At 70.2% G+C, this 15,997-nt stretch carries 16 protein-coding genes and 1 CRISPR repeat array; of the genes, 14 read left to right on the top strand and 2 right to left on the bottom strand.

What is annotated here, in order from left to right; genetic code table 11:
- Positions 1-304: 304 nt before the first annotated feature.
- The 14 genes from AB0917_RS10045 (at position 305) to AB0917_RS09980 (ending at position 12,522) form a co-directional block, all read left to right on the top strand.
- Positions 305-1,171 carry a hypothetical protein gene (locus AB0917_RS10045; RefSeq protein WP_366819026.1) on the top strand — a complete coding sequence of 289 codons (867 nt, stop codon included), beginning with the start codon at positions 305-307 and terminating at the stop codon, positions 1,169-1,171.
- A gap of 104 nt (positions 1,172-1,275) precedes the next feature.
- On the top strand, positions 1,276-1,989 hold the full coding sequence (gene cpaB, locus AB0917_RS10040; protein WP_366819025.1) for a Flp pilus assembly protein CpaB: 714 nt from the start codon (positions 1,276-1,278) through the stop codon (positions 1,987-1,989).
- Between the two features lie 7 nt (positions 1,990-1,996).
- The gene (locus AB0917_RS10035) at positions 1,997-3,295 is read left to right on the top strand and encodes an AAA family ATPase (protein ID WP_366819024.1); all 1,299 of its coding nucleotides are present in this window, start codon (positions 1,997-1,999) and stop codon (positions 3,293-3,295) included.
- 231 nt (positions 3,296-3,526) lie between these two features.
- Positions 3,527-3,862 (top strand): septum formation initiator, encoded by a 336-nt coding sequence (locus AB0917_RS10030; RefSeq protein ID WP_366819050.1) that lies wholly within the window; start codon positions 3,527-3,529, stop codon positions 3,860-3,862.
- A gap of 105 nt (positions 3,863-3,967) precedes the next feature.
- A complete protein-coding gene (locus tag AB0917_RS10025) occupies positions 3,968-4,294 on the top strand; it encodes a TadE/TadG family type IV pilus assembly protein (protein ID WP_366819023.1) in 327 nt (108 codons plus the stop codon).
- A 208-nt stretch (positions 4,295-4,502) separates the two neighbouring features.
- Positions 4,503-5,840 (top strand): CpaF family protein, encoded by a 1,338-nt coding sequence (locus AB0917_RS10020; protein WP_366819022.1) that lies wholly within the window; start codon positions 4,503-4,505, stop codon positions 5,838-5,840.
- Positions 5,841-5,851: 11 nt separating this feature from the next.
- Positions 5,852-6,796 (top strand): type II secretion system F family protein, encoded by a 945-nt coding sequence (locus AB0917_RS10015; RefSeq protein WP_366819021.1) that lies wholly within the window; start codon positions 5,852-5,854, stop codon positions 6,794-6,796.
- Between the two features lie 30 nt (positions 6,797-6,826).
- Positions 6,827-7,714 carry a DUF5936 domain-containing protein gene (locus AB0917_RS10010; protein WP_366819020.1) on the top strand — a complete coding sequence of 296 codons (888 nt, stop codon included), beginning with the start codon at positions 6,827-6,829 and terminating at the stop codon, positions 7,712-7,714.
- 192 nt (positions 7,715-7,906) lie between these two features.
- Positions 7,907-9,277, top strand: a complete 1,371-nt coding sequence (locus AB0917_RS10005; protein ID WP_366819019.1) for a histidine kinase — start codon at positions 7,907-7,909, stop codon at positions 9,275-9,277.
- A gap of 29 nt (positions 9,278-9,306) precedes the next feature.
- Positions 9,307-10,182, top strand: a complete 876-nt coding sequence (locus AB0917_RS10000) for a response regulator transcription factor (protein ID WP_366819018.1) — start codon at positions 9,307-9,309, stop codon at positions 10,180-10,182.
- A gap of 204 nt (positions 10,183-10,386) precedes the next feature.
- Positions 10,387-10,617, top strand: a complete 231-nt coding sequence (locus AB0917_RS09995) for a hypothetical protein (RefSeq protein ID WP_366819017.1) — start codon at positions 10,387-10,389, stop codon at positions 10,615-10,617.
- Positions 10,614-11,225 (top strand): pilus assembly protein TadG-related protein, encoded by a 612-nt coding sequence (locus AB0917_RS09990; RefSeq protein ID WP_366819016.1) that lies wholly within the window; start codon positions 10,614-10,616, stop codon positions 11,223-11,225. Before AB0917_RS09995 ends, AB0917_RS09990 begins: the two co-directional genes overlap by 4 nt.
- 29 nt (positions 11,226-11,254) lie before the next feature.
- Entirely contained in the window at positions 11,255-11,872 is a 618-nt protein-coding gene (locus AB0917_RS09985) for a hypothetical protein (protein ID WP_366819015.1), read from the top strand.
- A gap of 8 nt (positions 11,873-11,880) precedes the next feature.
- Positions 11,881-12,522, top strand: coding sequence for an OmpA family protein (locus AB0917_RS09980; RefSeq protein ID WP_366819014.1), 642 nt, complete (start codon positions 11,881-11,883; stop codon positions 12,520-12,522).
- 212 nt (positions 12,523-12,734) lie between these two features.
- A CRISPR array of direct repeats spans positions 12,735-12,946; the repeat unit is 29 nt; unit sequence CGGAACACCCCCGCCTGCGCGGGGACCAC.
- Between the two features lie 206 nt (positions 12,947-13,152).
- Here AB0917_RS09980 and AB0917_RS09975 read toward each other — a convergent pair.
- Positions 13,153-13,770 (bottom strand): hypothetical protein, encoded by a 618-nt coding sequence (locus AB0917_RS09975; protein ID WP_366819049.1) that lies wholly within the window; start codon positions 13,768-13,770, stop codon positions 13,153-13,155.
- A gap of 41 nt (positions 13,771-13,811) precedes the next feature.
- Positions 13,812-15,860 (bottom strand): hypothetical protein, encoded by a 2,049-nt coding sequence (locus AB0917_RS09970; RefSeq protein ID WP_366819013.1) that lies wholly within the window; start codon positions 15,858-15,860, stop codon positions 13,812-13,814.
- Positions 15,861-15,997 lie beyond the last annotated feature (137 nt).

The following is a 15,997-nucleotide window of genomic DNA, read 5'->3' as shown; positions in this document are numbered from 1 at the left end:
TCCGGAACGCTCCGCCGCCCGCCGTGACGTGCGGGAATGAAGGCGCGACCGGATTCCGGATCGCGCGTTCGGTAACGCTCCGCAGTGGTACAGAAGTTGACCACAATCGATTTCGTCCTGTTTAGCACCCGACCCCCGTACGAACGGTGTTCGCATGATGACGCACTGGTCCCCGATAACTGTTCTCTGCCTGGTGAGACGTGGCTAAAGTGCTGAGACAGGAGCACGGAGCAGGAGCGATTGCGGCCGACGTCTTGACGACGGCCGGAGCCGAACGGGGAAGAGCGTGCCGACCGCAATAGCAGTGACGAGTGCAGATCTGGTGCTGCCGCCCACCGATCAGCAGACACCGACCGCGGCCCTGCTCCAGGCCCCCGAAGCCCAGGCCCTGGAGCTGGCGATCGGCGACATGCATCTGCTGCTGGAACAGCACGGGTACGTGATCGCCCTGTACCCGTCCGGCACCCGGCCCGAGCACGTGAGACGGCTCCACTCCATCCGGTCGGTCCTGGAGAGCGACCGGATCGCCCTGGTCAAGGTGGACCTGCCGCCCCTCGGCGTCGCCGTACTGGTGCGCCAGCTGCGGCAGTTGTCCATCTGCGACTTCAGCCCCGGAGTGGTCGCCTCCGCCGCCCGGCTGCTGTCGCACTACATCTACGCGGGCGCCCTGCTCAACTCGGTCGCCAAACTCGACCGGGTACCGGTCAGCCTCAAGAGCCACGCCAGATCCTGGGTCCCCGGCTCCCAGTTCGCCGTACTCGCCGGTCCCCAGCCGCAACTCATCAAAGTGGGACCGGCCGCCCAACCCCTGACCGGACCGGAATTCGGCACGCATCTTCTCGTCGCCAAAGGGCAGTCGCAGTCGGACTGGGTACAGGAGACCCTGGCGCCCGCCTGGAAGGTCCAGGCCGTACAGGAAACGGGCCTGCCCGCCGACTCCCCGCGCTGGTGGGGTACGGGAAAGCTGGTGGAGTTCGCCGCCCACCTCCCGGACATCTCCGTGCTGTACCAGCTGGTCGCCTCCGTCCGCCGGGAGAAGTGCCACTGGTGCGAAATGGAACTCATCGGTGACCGCTGCGCATTCTGTTCCGCACCCCTCGCCGCCCCCGAGAACCGCAGGGTGTCCACCGGTGTCCTCCAACTCGGAGCCGGCGAACTCTCCGGCCCCTAGGCCCGCCCGGCCCAGGCGCCCGGCCTCCGGCCCGTACCGCCTCACCGCGCATCGCTCTCCGTCCGCTGCTCCACGCATCCGATTCGAACGAGGTTGTCCGGCCCATGAACTCCCGCCAGCGCCGCGGCGTGATACTCCTTCTCCTGTCGGTCCTGTGTGCCTTCGGTGCCTTCGCCGGCGTGCTCTCGGTGATCAGCGATGTGAACTCCAAGGTGGGCCCCGAGGTGACCGCCTATCAGCTGAAGTCCGACGTGGCCCCCTACACGGCACTGAGCGGCGACCAGTTCGAGAAGATCTCGATGCCCAAGCGCTGGCTCTCGGAGAACGCCGTGACCGACCTGCGGGAGGTCGAGTCGAAGATCGCGGTCACCCAGCTCCGCAAGGGCTCGCTCCTCCAGTCGGACATGATGGTGCGCAAGCCCGAACTCCGCGCCGGTGAGCAGGAGATCGCGATCATGATCGACGCAGCCACCGGCGTCGCGGGCAAGATCACCACCGGCGCCACGGTCAACATCTACGCCACCTTCGCCGGGGAGCAGCGGGAGAAGGGCGCGCCCGCCCAGTCCAAGGTCATCGTCTCCAACGCCAAGGTGCTGGAGGTCGGCAAGCTCACCGCCCTGGAGCCCAGCGGCGACGGCCGGCGCAGCCAGACCACCGAGGCCGTGCCGATCACCTTCGCCCTGAACACGCTGGACGCCCAGCGCATCGCCTACGCGGAGTCCTTCGCGGAGCACGTACGTCTGGCACTCGTCGCCCCGGGCAGCGACGGCACCATCCGTCCGGGGGACCGGACCTACACGCTCGACAAGGACAAGTGAGGATCGGATGACCACCAGAATCCTCCCGGCCGTGGGCGACCTGGACGCGGCCCGCTCCATCACCACCCTGCTCAGCCAGCTGCCCGACGCCGAACCGGCGGCCCCGGTCGCCGACTCCACCCAGCTGATCGACACCCTGGCCCGCCTCGCGGGCGAGGCCCTCGACGAGCTGCCCGAAGTGGTGCTGGTGCACGAGCGGATCGGCCCGGTACCGGCCCTGGAGCTGATCCGGGAGGTGTCCCTGCGGTTCCCCTCCGTCGGGGTCGTCATGATCACCACGGACGCCGGCCCCCACCTCTTCGCCGACGCCATGGACTCCGGCGCCCGGGGCCTGGTCACCCTGCCGGTGGGGTACGAGGAACTTGCCAACCGGGTCCAGGCGGCGGCCCAGTGGTCGACCGGCGTACGCCGCCACCTCTCCTCGGCGGGCGACGTGTTCACCGGCCCCGGCGGCACGGTCGTCACGGTCACGGGCGCCAAGGGCGGGGTCGGCGCCACCGTCACGGCCATCCAACTCGCCCTGGCCGCCCAGGCGTCCGGCCACACGGTGGCGCTGGTCGACATGGACCTCCAGACCGGGGACATCGCCTCGTTCCTCGACGTGCAGTTCCGGCGCTCGCTCGTCGACCTCGCCGTGATCACCGACATCTCGCCCCGGGTGCTCGCCGACGCCGTCTTCTCCCACTCCACGGGCCTGGCCCTGCTGCTGGCCCCCGGCGAGGGCGAGCGCGGCGAGGAGGTCACCGACCGGTCGGCCCGCCAGATCGTCAGCGCCCTGCGCTCCCGGTACGAGATCGTCGTCATCGACTGCGGCGGCCAGATGAACGGGGCCAACGCGGCGGCCATCGAGATGGCGGACACGGCCCTGCTGGTGACCACCCCGGACGTGATCGCGGTGCGCGGCGCGAAACGCATCGTACGGATGTGGGAACGGCTCCAGATCCGCAAGGCCGAGGAGACCGTCACCCTCGTCAACCGCTTCACCCGCAACACCGAGATCCAGCCGCCCCTGATCCAGAAGATCACCGGCACCCGGGTCGCCTCCGCGGCGGTCCCCGCCAACTTCAAGGAGCTCCAGGCGTCCATCGACTCCGGCCGCCTGCACGAACTGGACGCCAAGAGCACGGTCAAGCAGGCCCTGTGGGGCCTGGCCGGAGAGCTGGGCATCGTCAAGGCGAGCGCGACGCCGAGGAAGGGCGGCGCGCTGGCCAGGAGGAACAGCGGCACCTTCAAGAACGACCGGGGCTCCATCGGACGCCCGCGCCGCCGGCGCGGCGGCCCCGCAGACGCTGAGGGGACACGTTGAGCGATGACGACCACCACAAGGACGGCTCGCAGCGGCATACGGGGGCGGACGGCCGCCCTGCGTGACCGCGACCAGGTGCCTGTGCCTCCGGGGACTCACCGGGTACCCGTGCCTCGGGGGACTCACCGGACGGCTCGGAGGCCGCACGGGACGCCTCGGGCGCCTCATCGGGCGCCTCGGGGGCTCCGTAGGCTCGGGGGACTCCGAAGGGACGACCGGGGGCAGACCGCCATCGAGTTCCTGGGCATGACCCCCTTCATCATCCTGATCATGCTCGTGCTCTGGGAGTGCGCCCTGATCGGCTACACCTTCAGCCTCGCGGGCAACGCGGCGGACGTGGGCGCGCGCAAGGGGAGCGGCGCGGAGTACGGGGCGGGGGCCGCCTGCCGGGCGGGCGCGATGAAGGACCTGCCGGGCGCCTGGTCGAGCGGGGCCCAGGTCAGCTGCGGGGCGGGCGGGGACCTGTACGAGGCGAAGGTGCGGCTCAAGGTCCCGGTGCTGGTGCCGGGCCTGTTCGACCTGGACATCCCCATCACCGGCGAAGCCGGGTCGCCGAGGGAGGACTGAGTGATGACGCCAACCGTGAACGCGTCACCGAGGGTTCAGCGGGAGCGCCGGGACAGGAACAGGGGCAGGAACAGGGGCGGGGTCAGGGGCCGGGACCGCGGCCAGGTGGCCCTGGAGTACCTGGGCTTCCTCCCGCTGCTGCTCCTGGTCGCCATGGGGGCCATCCAGCTCGGCCTCGCCGCGTACGCCGCCAACCAGGCGGGCACCGCCGCCCGCGCCGGAGCCCGTACGGCGGCCAGCTACGACGCCCACGGCGACCCGGGGTCGACGGCCCGGAGCGCGGTGAGCGGCTGGCTGAGCGACGGCGGGTTCCGGTACAGCCAGAGCGGCGGCCGGGACATCACCGCCACGGTCCAGGTCAAGGTCCCCTCGGTGGTCCCCGGCCTGGACGGCTGGTGGGCGAAGCGGAGCGCCACGATGCCGCGCGAGTAGCCCAGGAGCCCACGGACGGCGAAGGGCGTCCGACCGGTCCGGCGCACCGGGCGGGCCGACCGGACCGGCGGACGGTGACCGGCGCACCGGGCGGGCGGACCGCACCAGACCACCGCGCCCACCCACCGGATCCACCCCACCGGACCCACCCCACCACACCCAGCCCCCGGACCCAGCAACACCCGCGACACCGAGGAGAGTTACGCAGATGAGCCTGCGGGCACGCATGAGCGCCCCGGACGAGCAGGGCGGTGCACGGGAGGACGGCCACCTGGTGGCCACCTACCGGGCCAAGCTGCTGGAGGAGATCGACCTCGCGGAGATGTCCTCGCTGGCCGCCGCCGACCGGCGGGCCCGCCTGGAGCGCGTACTCGGCCACATCATCAGCCGCGAGGGCCCGGTCCTCTCCACCGTGGAGCGCTCGCAGCTGATCCGGCGCGTCGTGGACGAGGCGCTGGGCCTCGGCATCCTGGAACCGCTCCTGGAGGACGCGTCCATCACCGAGATCATGGTGAACGGCCCGGACCAGATCTTCGTCGAGCGCAGCGGCAAGGTCGAGCAGCTCCCCATGCGCTTCGGCTCCCACGAACAGCTGATGCAGACCATCGAGCGCATCGTGTCGACCGTCAACCGCCGTGTGGACGAGTCGAATCCGATGGTCGACGCACGGCTGCCCAGCGGCGAACGTGTCAACGTGATCATCCCGCCGCTGTCGCTGACCGGCGCCACCCTCACCATCCGCCGCTTCCCGCGCTCCTTCACCCTCCAGGAGATGATCGGCTTCGGCTCGCTGGACGAGCAGATGCTGATCCTGCTCGCCGGCCTCGTCCAGGCCAAGCTCAACATCATCGTCTCGGGCGCCACCGGCACCGGCAAGACGACGCTCCTCAACGCGCTCTCCGGACTGATCCCGAACACCGAGCGCATCGTCACCATCGAGGACTCCGCCGAACTCCAGCTCCAGCAGAACCACGTGATCCGGCTGGAGTCCCGCCCGGCCAACGTCGAGGGCAAGGGCCAGATCACCATCCGCGACCTGGTCCGCAACTCCCTGCGTATGCGCCCCGACCGCATCGTCGTCGGTGAGGTCCGCGGCGGCGAATCCCTCGACATGCTCCAGGCGATGTCCACCGGCCACGACGGCTCGCTCGCCACCGTCCACGCCAACAACGCCGAGGACGCGCTGATGCGCCTTCAGACGCTCGCCTCGATGTCCGAGGTGGAGATCCCCTTCGAGGCGCTGCACGACCAGATCAACAGCGCCGTCGACGTGATCGTCCAGCTCACCCGGCACGCCGACGGCACCAGGAAGGTCACCGAGATCGCGGTGCTCGACTCGCACGGCCGCGACCCGTACCGGATCGTCACGGTGGCCCGGTTCGACGCGCAGCCGATGGCCTCCGACGGCCGGATCCACGGCCGCTTCCAGTACCTGCCGCTGCCCCGCAGGATCGCCGACCGTCTCTACATGGCGAGCCAGCCCATCCCGCAGGCGTTCGGCATCGCCGAGAGCGCCGAACAGCTCGCCACCCGAGAGGCCAACTAGGTACCCGAGCCATGGACAACGTCAACCTCCCCCTGGTCACCGTCGGCGTCACCCTGGTCGCCTGCGTGCTCGGCGTGATGGGCCTGTACGCCTACTCCGGCGGCAAGGCCGACCGCGACGCCCTCGTCGAGCGGCTCTCCCACGTCGGCCAGGTCCCCGAGCCGGGCCGCCACCGCCGCTTCAAGGGCCTGGACCGCCGCCTGCGGGCCACCGCGCTCGGCCGGAAGCTGGAGCTGAAGCTCGCGGCGACCGGCATGGAGCTCACTCCCGGCGAGTTCTTCGTCTACGCCCTCCTCGCCATGGCCGGGCTGTGGATGATCGCCTCGTCCATGCTCGCCGCCTTCTTCGGCCCGGTCGCGGCCCTGATCGGCCTCTGGGGCACCAACGCCTTCCTCAACTGGCAGCGTACGAAGCGCACCGAGCGGTTCATCAACCAACTCCCCGAACTCTCCCGCATCCTGGCCAACGCCACCCAGGCGGGCCTGGCCCTGCGCACCGCGCTCTCCATGGCCGCGGAGGAGCTGGAGGACCCGGCGGGCGAGGAACTGGCCAGGGTGGCACGGAGGCTGGCGGTGGGCGAATCCCTGGACGAGGCGCTGAGCGAGCTGACGGACCGACTCCCCTCGCGCGAACTCGTCGTCCTGGTAACGACGTTGGTCCTCTCCAACCGGGCGGGCGGTACGGTCGTCAGCTCGCTGCGCAACCTCACCGAGACCCTGGAGGAGCGCAAGGAGACCCGCCGCGAGGTCAAGACCCAGCTCTCCCAGGTCACCGTCACCGCCTACGCCGTACCGGCCTTCGGCATCGGCGCGATGCTCCTGATGAACGCGGTCATGCCCGGCGCCCTGGACCGTATGACCGGCGCCTTCATCGGCCAGGCCGCGGTGGTCGTGGCCATCGCCCTGTACGCGATCGGGTTCGTGGTCATCCGCCGCCTGTCCCGTATCGACGTCTGACGCCCCGAACCCACCGAGAGGAACCGGCACATGGACCTGCTGCTCGCCCTGATCGTCGGCCTCGCCGTCTACGGGGCCATCCACGGCATCCGGATGTACCGGGCCGACGCCAAACTCCCCGGCGACCTCGCCATCGCGCTCGAATCCGGCTCCTCGCGCACCGGCGCGGTGGGCTCCGGCATCGACCGGCTCGGCATCCGCTGGGCCCCGATGGTGCTGCGGATGATGGGCCCCAAGGCGGTCAACAAGAAGCGCCGCCAGATCGACCTGGCCGGAAACCCGGGCGGCCTCACCATCGACCGTTACGCGGCCCGCCGCGCGGTCTACGGCGCACTCGGCCTGCTGGGCGCCTTCTCGATGCTCCTCCAGGGCCAGCTGTTCCTGGCCCTGCTCATGATCGCGTTCGGCCTGTTCTGGGTGGAGGCGGGGATCTGGTCGGCGATCCGGGTGCGCCGCGAGCACATCGAACGCACCCTGCCGGACTTCCTCGACGTCCTCGCCGTCGTCGTCTCCGCCGGACTCGGCTTCCGGCAGGCGCTGGACCGGGTGGCGGAGAAGTACGAGGGCCCCTGGTCCGACGAACTGCGCATCACCCTGCGCCAGATGGACATGGGCGTCAGCCGCCGCCAGGCCTTCGAGGAGCTGCGCAGGCGCAACGACTCGGAGCAGGTCGCGATGTTCGTCACCACGCTCCAGCAGGGCGAGGAACTGGGTGCGCCCATCGTCGAGACGCTCATCCAGATCGCCAACGACATGCGCCGCACCGACGCCCAGAACGCCCGCCGCAAGGCGGCCAAGGCGGTCCCGAAGGCGACGTTCGCGGTGACGTCGTTCCTGCTGCCCGGCACGCTCGTTCTCCTCACGGTGGGGTTCGTGTACGGGGCCGATGTCGACTTCTCGTTCCTCACGGGCGGCTGACATGAACGGCGGGAGGGGTGGGGACGAGGGGATGGAAGGGAGCCGCGAGGCCGTACGGTCCCTCGCAAGCCTTCATGGGCCTCACGGGAATCACGGGCCTCACAGGTCTTACGGGCCTCATGGGCCTCACGGGTCTTGCGAGGCCTTACGGCGACGCCCTGCGGGAACTGAGCCGGAGGTGAGGGCAGACACATGGCGTACCAACTGAGCGTCTCCGACCCGGACCTGCCGACGGACCTGACCCGCGCCCACACCGGCACCCCGGCGGCCCCGGCCTTCGCGATCCAGGTCAACGCCCTCCAGGCGATGTGCCGGCAGGTCTTCGGCTTCCGGCTGGCGATGATCGCGATAGCGACCCCGTACGCCATCGACCACACCGCCCCCGGCCTGCCCACCTGGTTCATCGGCTCGGCGATCCTCGTCACCTTCATGGGCTCGTACGTCCTGTTCCGCGACTGGGAGCGGTTCGGCCCGTTCCTCCTGCGCCACCCCTGGCTCCTCGCCGTCGACGTGTTCTTCGGCTCGCTCCTGCTGATCACGGCGACCCCCGAGTCGACCCTCGCGTACGTCACGGTCTGCACCCCGCTGCTGGCGGGCCTGGTCCAGGGCTGGCGCGGGGCGGCGGTCTTCGCGGCGCTCCAGGTGGTGATCGTCTTCGGGGTGTACGCGAGCGTCCCGAAGCTGGAGGAGGGCGGCGCCACCGCGCTCCTCCCCGGCTTCTGCGTGATCGCCGGCGCGGTGGGGGTCACTCTGCGGAACCTGCTCCTGCGTTTCGGGACGGCCACCCAGGCGCTGACCGAGACCCGGGCGCGGCTGGCGGTGAACGAGGCGGTGGAGGTCGAACGCACCCGCCTGGCCCGGGAGATGCACGACTCGGTCGCCAAGACCCTGCACGGCCTGGCCCTGGCCGCCGACGGCCTGGCGTGCTCGGCCGACCGCCTGGACCCGCCCACGGTCCGGCGCCAGGCGGAACTGGTCGCCCGCGCCGCGCGGCGGGCCGCCGCCGAGTCGAGGGAGCTGCTCACGGATCTGCGCCGCGAACAGGGCCTGGAGGGCGGCGTGGACATCGTGGCCGAACTGTCCGCCCAGGCAGCCGACTTCACCGCCCGCCACCCCATCACGGCAACGTTCCGCCGCCTCGCGGAGGACACCCCGGTCCCTCCCGTCCCCCAAGCGGTGGCCCGCCAACTCCTCACGGTCGCCTCGGAGGCCCTGGAGAACGCGCACCGCCACGCGTCCCCCACGTACCTGGTCGTCCTGGCCGGCGTGAAGGGCGACGTGCTGCGCGTGAGCGTGTACGACGACGGCCGCGGCCTCCCCGCCGGGACCACCCTGGAGAGCCTGCGTCTGGCGGGCCACTTCGGCCTGGTGGGCATGGTGGAACGCGCGGCCTCGATCGGGGCCCGTATCCGGATCGGCAGGGGCAGGGCGGAGAGGGGGACGGAGGTACGGGTGGAACTCCCGCTGGCGGCACTGGCACCCCCGCCGCCCCCACCGCCTCCGTTCACGCCCCACCCGCCCCCCGGCCCGACACCAACGCCTGTGGCCGCCCCCCACCTGTAACCCCCCCGACCCGGAGAGGAGGTCGCACCATGCCGGACGACTTCGAACCAGTCCCCCCGCACCCCGCGATCGGTCCCCCCGCCCTGCCCTCGGCGCCCGCCGCAGCCAAGCTCAGGGTGGTGGTGGCCGACGACAACCCCGTGGTGCGGGCGGGGCTGGGCGTCCTGCTCTCGGGCCGGGCCGACATCCAGGTCGTCGGGGAGGCGGCGGACGGCCGGGAGGCGTACGAGAAGACACTCCACCACCGCCCGGACGTCGTCCTGCTGGACGTCCGGATGCCCGGCGTGGACGGCATCTCGGCGCTGCCGCACCTGGTGGGCATCGCCCCCGTACTCATGCTGACGTACAGCAGGGAGAGCGAGATCGTGCACGAGGCCCTGCGCCTGGGCGCGGGCGGCTACCTGGTGCACGGCGAGTTCACGGCGGACCAGCTGGTGCAGGCGGTACGGGACACGAGGAACGGCCGGGCCAACTTCACGGCCACGGCCGCCGACGCCCTGCTCGCCCACATGCGCCACGGCACGGCCCCGGACCGCGCCCCCTTGCCCGACGGCCTGGGCGCGGCGCTCACGAGGCCGCCCGTCCACACGCCCCCACGGGAGCGCGAACCTTCGGAAGGCCTTTCGCAACTGCAACCTCCTGTGGGACAGTCTTCTGTAACCGGGGGGTCGGTCTCACGCCCCAACAGGCAGCAGTACGGGCTGAGTTCGAGGGAGGTGGAGGTCATGGAGCTGATTGCGTCCGGAATGAGTAATCAGCAGATCGCCGCCACCTGCTTCATCAGCGAGAAGACCGTCAAGAACCACATCAACCGCATCTTCACCAAGCTCCACAGCGCCAGCCGCAGCGAGGCGATAGCCCGCTGGCTCGGCACGGCGCCCCGGGACCCCGGACGGCACCCATGACCGACCGGACACCGGAAGGCGGGGCCCAGAAAACCTTTTGGGCCCGGGAATGGGCCCACGGACCCTCTGACCGCGCAGCGGTTCCCTCCTATGTTTCTCACGTCGCCAGCGGCACCGGCCGGGAGGAAGCCGGTACCGGGGACGGCACCGCAGAAACGCCCGAGTCGGCCGGCACCCGGTCGGCCGAACCAGGAGGGGAACACCATGTCGAACTTCACCCTGAAGACCGGCGTCCGCGTCAACGGCTGGGCCAACACCGCCGTCAGCACCATCCAGAAGCGTTACGCGGCGAAGGACCGGGGGCAGACGGCGTTCGAGTACCTGGGCATCATTCTGGTGGTTGTGGCGATCATCGGCGCGATCGTGGCCACGGGCATCGGCGGCGCTATCTCGGCGCGCATTCAGGGCCTGGTGAACGCCATCACGGCCCAGTGATCTTCGCTCGTTCGCGCAAGGAATCAGGGCAGGCTTTCCCCATCTATGTGGTGATGGTGGCGGGCCTGCTCTTCCTTGCGTTCGCCTTCTTCGCTGTCGGCAAAGCATCGGCCTTGCGCAACGGGTCCCAGGGAGCCGCGGACGCTGCCGCCCTGGCCGCCGCACAACGTGCCCGCACAGAGATGGGTCCGGGCTTCATCGCCTCACTCCCGGGCAACACGCTGGAACTTTTCCTGGGCTCGCCGTTCGTGCCGCCCTGCGCCGAGGCAGAGAGGCTGGCCGCCGCCAACCGAGCCGACAGGCGTGCCTGCTACCCGGTGTACGGCTACCTGCGTGACCGGATCACGGTCGAGGTCGAAGGGCGCAAGGCGGTGGACTCGTCGGTCGTACCTGGTACGAAGGACATGTTTGCCAAGGCCAAGGCCACCGCCCTGATCGAGTTCCGCTGCCCGGACTGGAAGGCTGTGGACTTCAACAGCGATGGTGTCCAGGATCTGTTCATTTTCACGTGCTCGAACGGGCAGGTCGTGGAAATCGCACCGGGCAGCCCGCCGCCATGGTCCACGGTGAGCAAGATTCTCTTCGATGTGCGGTTGGTCGACCAGTGACAGCGAATGACGAGTAGAGGAATCGGACCATGAGTATGCGGCGTACCACAACAACGAGACGGTTCGCGCTGGCTGTGGCCGTCACAGCGGCCTTCGCCCTCGGCCTGACCGGATGCGGCGACGATGGCGGTGCGGAGCCCCAGGCCGAGAGATTGCCCGAGGCGTCCGCGCCGGCCAGTTCGCCGACGGCCGAGGACAAGGGCGAGCAGCAGGTGGGCACTGCTGCGGGGGAGGACGTGGACCCGAATGCCAAGTTGGCCGAGGCGCGAGGTCTGGACGGACTGACGCTGGTGATCAATCAGGTCAAGCGTGACTCCGGCGGCTTCGTCACCGTACAAGGCGTGATCAAGAACGAGGGAGCCCAGTCGGCGAACACGACGGCCTGGGCCGGATCCGAGACGGCGCTGCTTGCGGCGAACCCCAACTCGGTCGCGGGAGCCACCCTGGTCGACAAGGTCGGGAAGAAGCGCTACTACATTCTGCGGGACACGGAGAACCGGTGCCTGTGCACAACAGGCATCCCGCCGCTCATGGCAGGCAAGACCACGTCGGTGTTCATGCAGTTCCCCGCCCCGCCGGCCAGCTCGAGCGAGGTCGACTTCACCCTCCCGACCTTTGCGACGACGTCCCTCAAGATCTCCGGGTGACGGCCGACATGACGCACACACGCACCCGCATGAGGCCGACGGGCCTGTCGGCTGCCTCGCTCCTGGTCGTCGCGAGCCTCACGCTGTTCGGCGCGACGCCCGCCTTGGCCGACGACGACCCCAGCGTTCCACCGGGCACCGAAGCCCAGTCGGTCCCACCGGTGGAGGTCGACCCCAACGACCCGGACCTCAAGATGCCCGACGGCGGCACACTGGGACCCGCCAAGGTCCTCGACATCGTCCAGGTCGTAGAAGACCTCGGCGGTGAGGAGCGCCGTGAGGACAGCAACGCCGACATCAAGTTCGCGCTCCAGGCGGAAGTCCTCTTCGGCAAGGACAGCGCGAAGCTGAGCTCGGCGGCCCACGCCCGTATCGCCGCCATCGCCGAAGAGATCAAGAAGCAGAACGGCACGAAGGTCCGCGTCTTCGGCTTCACCGACAACCTGGGCTCCTCCGCCCACGGCGACGTGCTCTCCAAGCAGCGCGCTGACGCCGTGCACGGGATCCTGTCGAAGCAGCTCGGACCCTCGATCACGTACGAGATCCGGGGCTACGGCGAGCAGTACCCGATCGCCAGCAACAGCAACGAAGAAGGCCGGAAGAAGAACCGCCGCGTGGAGGTCTCCTTCCCGCGTGGCGAGGGTTCTTGACCCCTGCCCCCTCCGGGCGCACAGCCGTAGAGGTCCGGTGCACCCGCACCCGCCGTCGTTCCATCCGTGATGGCGGGGGCGGTGCACCGGACGAGACACAGTTCGTGGTGAAGGAGGGCGAGTTCGCAGGTCCCTGGATCCGTGGAGAAAGGACGGGACCCACCGGGCGGTGTCGTCATGGAGGCGGAGGGCGATGCGCCAGCGACGCCACCCTTGTCCCTCACGCTTGCGCGGGGACCACTTGACCAGGGCCGCCTGCGCCCCGTTGACCTGCGGAACACCCCCGCCTGCGCGGGGAACACGGCGTCTGCTTCCCGGTCTACAGCCGCGACACCGGAACACCCCCGCCTGCGCGGGGACCACGCCCGCGAGGCCGTTGCACCAGTCGCACCAGACGGAACACCCCCGCCTGCGCGGGGACCACTCTTCCTGACCTGCGGCGTTAGAGCGGCTTTGCCGGTCCTTGAGCATTCGCCGCTCTCGTCACCTGCCCATCCTTGCAGAGGGCGGAGAACTCGATGGGTGAAGTGCATCAGAAGGCCCGGCCGGGCCGTGCGGCGTTCCATCCGCGCAGCCGTAGCGGCCAACACTTAGCAGGGCGGCTGGGGGGGCAGAGGCGCCCGTCGCCCCCTACTTCACCGTGATCGACCCCACGAACGCGTCCAGTTCCTCCCCGCTCACCTCGCCCTCCACCGCGTTCAGGCGCACCACGAACGGCACGCCGCCCGAGTCCACGCCCGCTACCAGGACCCCCGTCATCGGGGTGCCCTTGTTCGGGGTGTTCTCCTTGCCGTCGGCCGTGAAGTCGTAGTCGATGCGGCGGGCGTCCCGGGCCTTCGAGGGGCCCGTCAGGCGGACGTTCTGCGTTGCCTTGCGGGTGGAGCCCAGGCCGATTCCGGCGCCCGCGGCGGCTGCCGCCTCGTTCGCGTCGCTCACGCCTGTGGCGAAGTTCAGCTGGACGGAGACCATGCCGGTGCGGATGCCGTTCTCCACCTTGAGCGCCACCGCCGCGTTGTTGCTGCTCCGCTCGGCCGCCGGCTGTTCCGCGTACCCCTTGGTTTTCGGGTAGCCGACGCTCAGGCTCCCGGTGTCCAGCGTGGACCAGCCCTCCGGCACCGAGGCCTTGGCGTCGCCCTCGTTGCCGCAGCCGGTCAGCGTCAGGAGGAGGGAGGCGCCCAGGGCTGCCGCTGCCGCCGCTGCCGCCGCTGCCGCCGGCCTGCTCGCGCGGTGCCTACTCGTCATCGTCATGGTCATCGTTTCTCCGTCGTGCCATCACCGGTGCGGCGGCGTCAGTTCGCGCAGTAGCTGTACGGAAGATACGTGCGGCTGTCGCCCTGCGGCGCTCCGAGGAACTGCGCGTCACTCAGGGTCTCCTTCTTCTGCTCGCCCGAGAGCGAGAACCCGAGGCTCATGCCGAGCGAGATCTCGAAGCCGAAGTCCTGCGCGTCCGTCTCCCCGTGGTAGCGCATCGTGCTGGACAACCCGTCCTGGAACATGAGTTGTTCGAAGGGGTCGTTGCCCGTGGGGCGCGTCTCCATGCCCTGGTCGCCGAAGAGGTACGCGAACGGGGCGGTGTTGTCGCCCGAGCCGCCCAGCCACTGTTCGGCGACGGCCCGCTCGGCCTCGGTTTCCGCGTCCGTGTCCTTGCCGAAGACGATCGAGGTCGTCACCACCTCGATGCCGGTCTCGCCCGACGAGTCCGACACGCTGCCCTTGCCGCCCCGCTTGTCCGCGCCCGACTCCCCGTTGTCGCCGCCCACTTCGACCCTGCCGGACGTCGAGCCGCTCTCCACCGTCTGCGTCATGTCGATGCGGACGATCTTCCCGGTCTTCTGGTCGCGGGTGACGGTGATGGCGCCGGTGCGGCTCTGCTTGCCGCTCAGCGTGCCCTTGAGCGGGCCCGTGTTTCCGCTGAGCTTGCCCTCGAGTTCCAGCTTGGCGGTGTACGTGTACGACTCGTTGCCGTTCACGTCGTCCCTGGTGATCGTCGCCTCGGGCGAGAACTTGGCCCTGCCGCCCAGCTTGGCGCCGAGTTCGCCCTCGTCGCCGCCCTTGACCGACAGGCCGCCGTCCGCGTAGGCGCTGAGGCCGACCGTCGAGTACGACATCTTCTTGTCGCCGATCTTCCGCTCGACGTCTTCCTTCTTCTCCGCCCACTTCATGCCCGAGTACCAGTTGCCGCCGTACCCGCCGCCGTGCTTGGTGGCGGTCTCCCACATCTTCATCTCCTCGATGTCGTCCCGCATCCTCTGAGCCTCCTCCTCGCTCGCGAAGATCCAGGTGTCACCGTTGGTGATCCTGATGCCGCCGCCGATGTCGACGTCCGCCTTGCCGAGGCTCCCGAGCTTCACGCCGGGCGTGCCCGCGGTGACACCGGCGGAGGCCGCGTCGGTGAACGTCATGGAGACGACCTTGTCGTTGCCGTCGACCACGCCGTCCCCGTTGACGTCGGAGTTGGCCTGGGAGACCTTCTGCCGGAAGCCGTACTCCTCTCCCCACTCGAACCAGCCGATCTTCACCTTGCCGCCGGCCGTGTCGGAGACGGATGAGACCTGGCACATCTTCGGCTCGTAGTCGGCGTCCGTCCTCGGCTGCGCCTGCGGCTCCCCACCGCCCGTGGCGCACGACCCGCCCCCACCGGCCAGGGCGCTGATCGCGCAGCGGACGCGCTCCCCGATCTGCCCCCCGACCCCCGCCATCGCCATGGCGCCGACCAGGGTCACGACGAGGACCACGACCCCCAGGTACTCCGTCGCGGTGGCGCCGCCGTCACGCCAGTCGTACGAGTACGTCGGCGGGGGAGCCGGCCGGGTGGCGCGCTCCTCCAGCAACCGGTCGACGGCGACTCCCGACGCCGCGCCCGCGGCCAGCGCCACCACCGGCATGAGGACGCCCTCGATCCCCACCGCCTCCCGCGAGACCGCGAAGCCGTACGCCAGACCGGCCCATGGGACGGCCAGTGCGGCGAGCAGGTAGAGAGCGCGCGAACCGCGGTGCTCGTCGGGGAGCATCCGGGCGGCGGCGAGGACGGTGAGGAGGGTGACGGTGAGCGCGGGGATGTGCAGCAGGGACAGCCGCCAGCCGAACGACTCCAACCGCTCCTGGCTGCCCAGCAGTTCGAGCAGGACCCGGTTCGTCAGGAATCCGGCGGCGATGTAGACCAGTGCCCCGGTCGCCCAACTGCGGGTCAGCGCCAGGAACCGGCCGCCCGGTTCGCTGCCTGTCAGGACGCCGGAGCCCCCCGTACCCCGGCGTCCTGACGGTATGTGGTCCGGGCTCCGGTCTCCCCGGCCCCGGCCCCCGCCCTCGCTCCTGCCTCCGCCCCCGTCACCGTTCACGGCGCACCTTCTCTCCGAACCTGATACCCAACCCGCGGACCGAACCCGAACCCGAACTCGGACCGATACCGAACCCGACCCCGAACCCGGACCGATGCCGGACCCGGACCGGACCCGAACTCGAACCGACCCCGACC

Origin of the sequence: Streptomyces sp. NPDC007346, assembly GCF_040703535.1 — a bacterium.
Taxonomy (GTDB): domain Bacteria; phylum Actinomycetota; class Actinomycetes; order Streptomycetales; family Streptomycetaceae; genus Streptomyces.
Note: the sequence above shows the minus strand (reverse complement) of the source record. Positions and strands in the feature narration are given on the sequence as shown.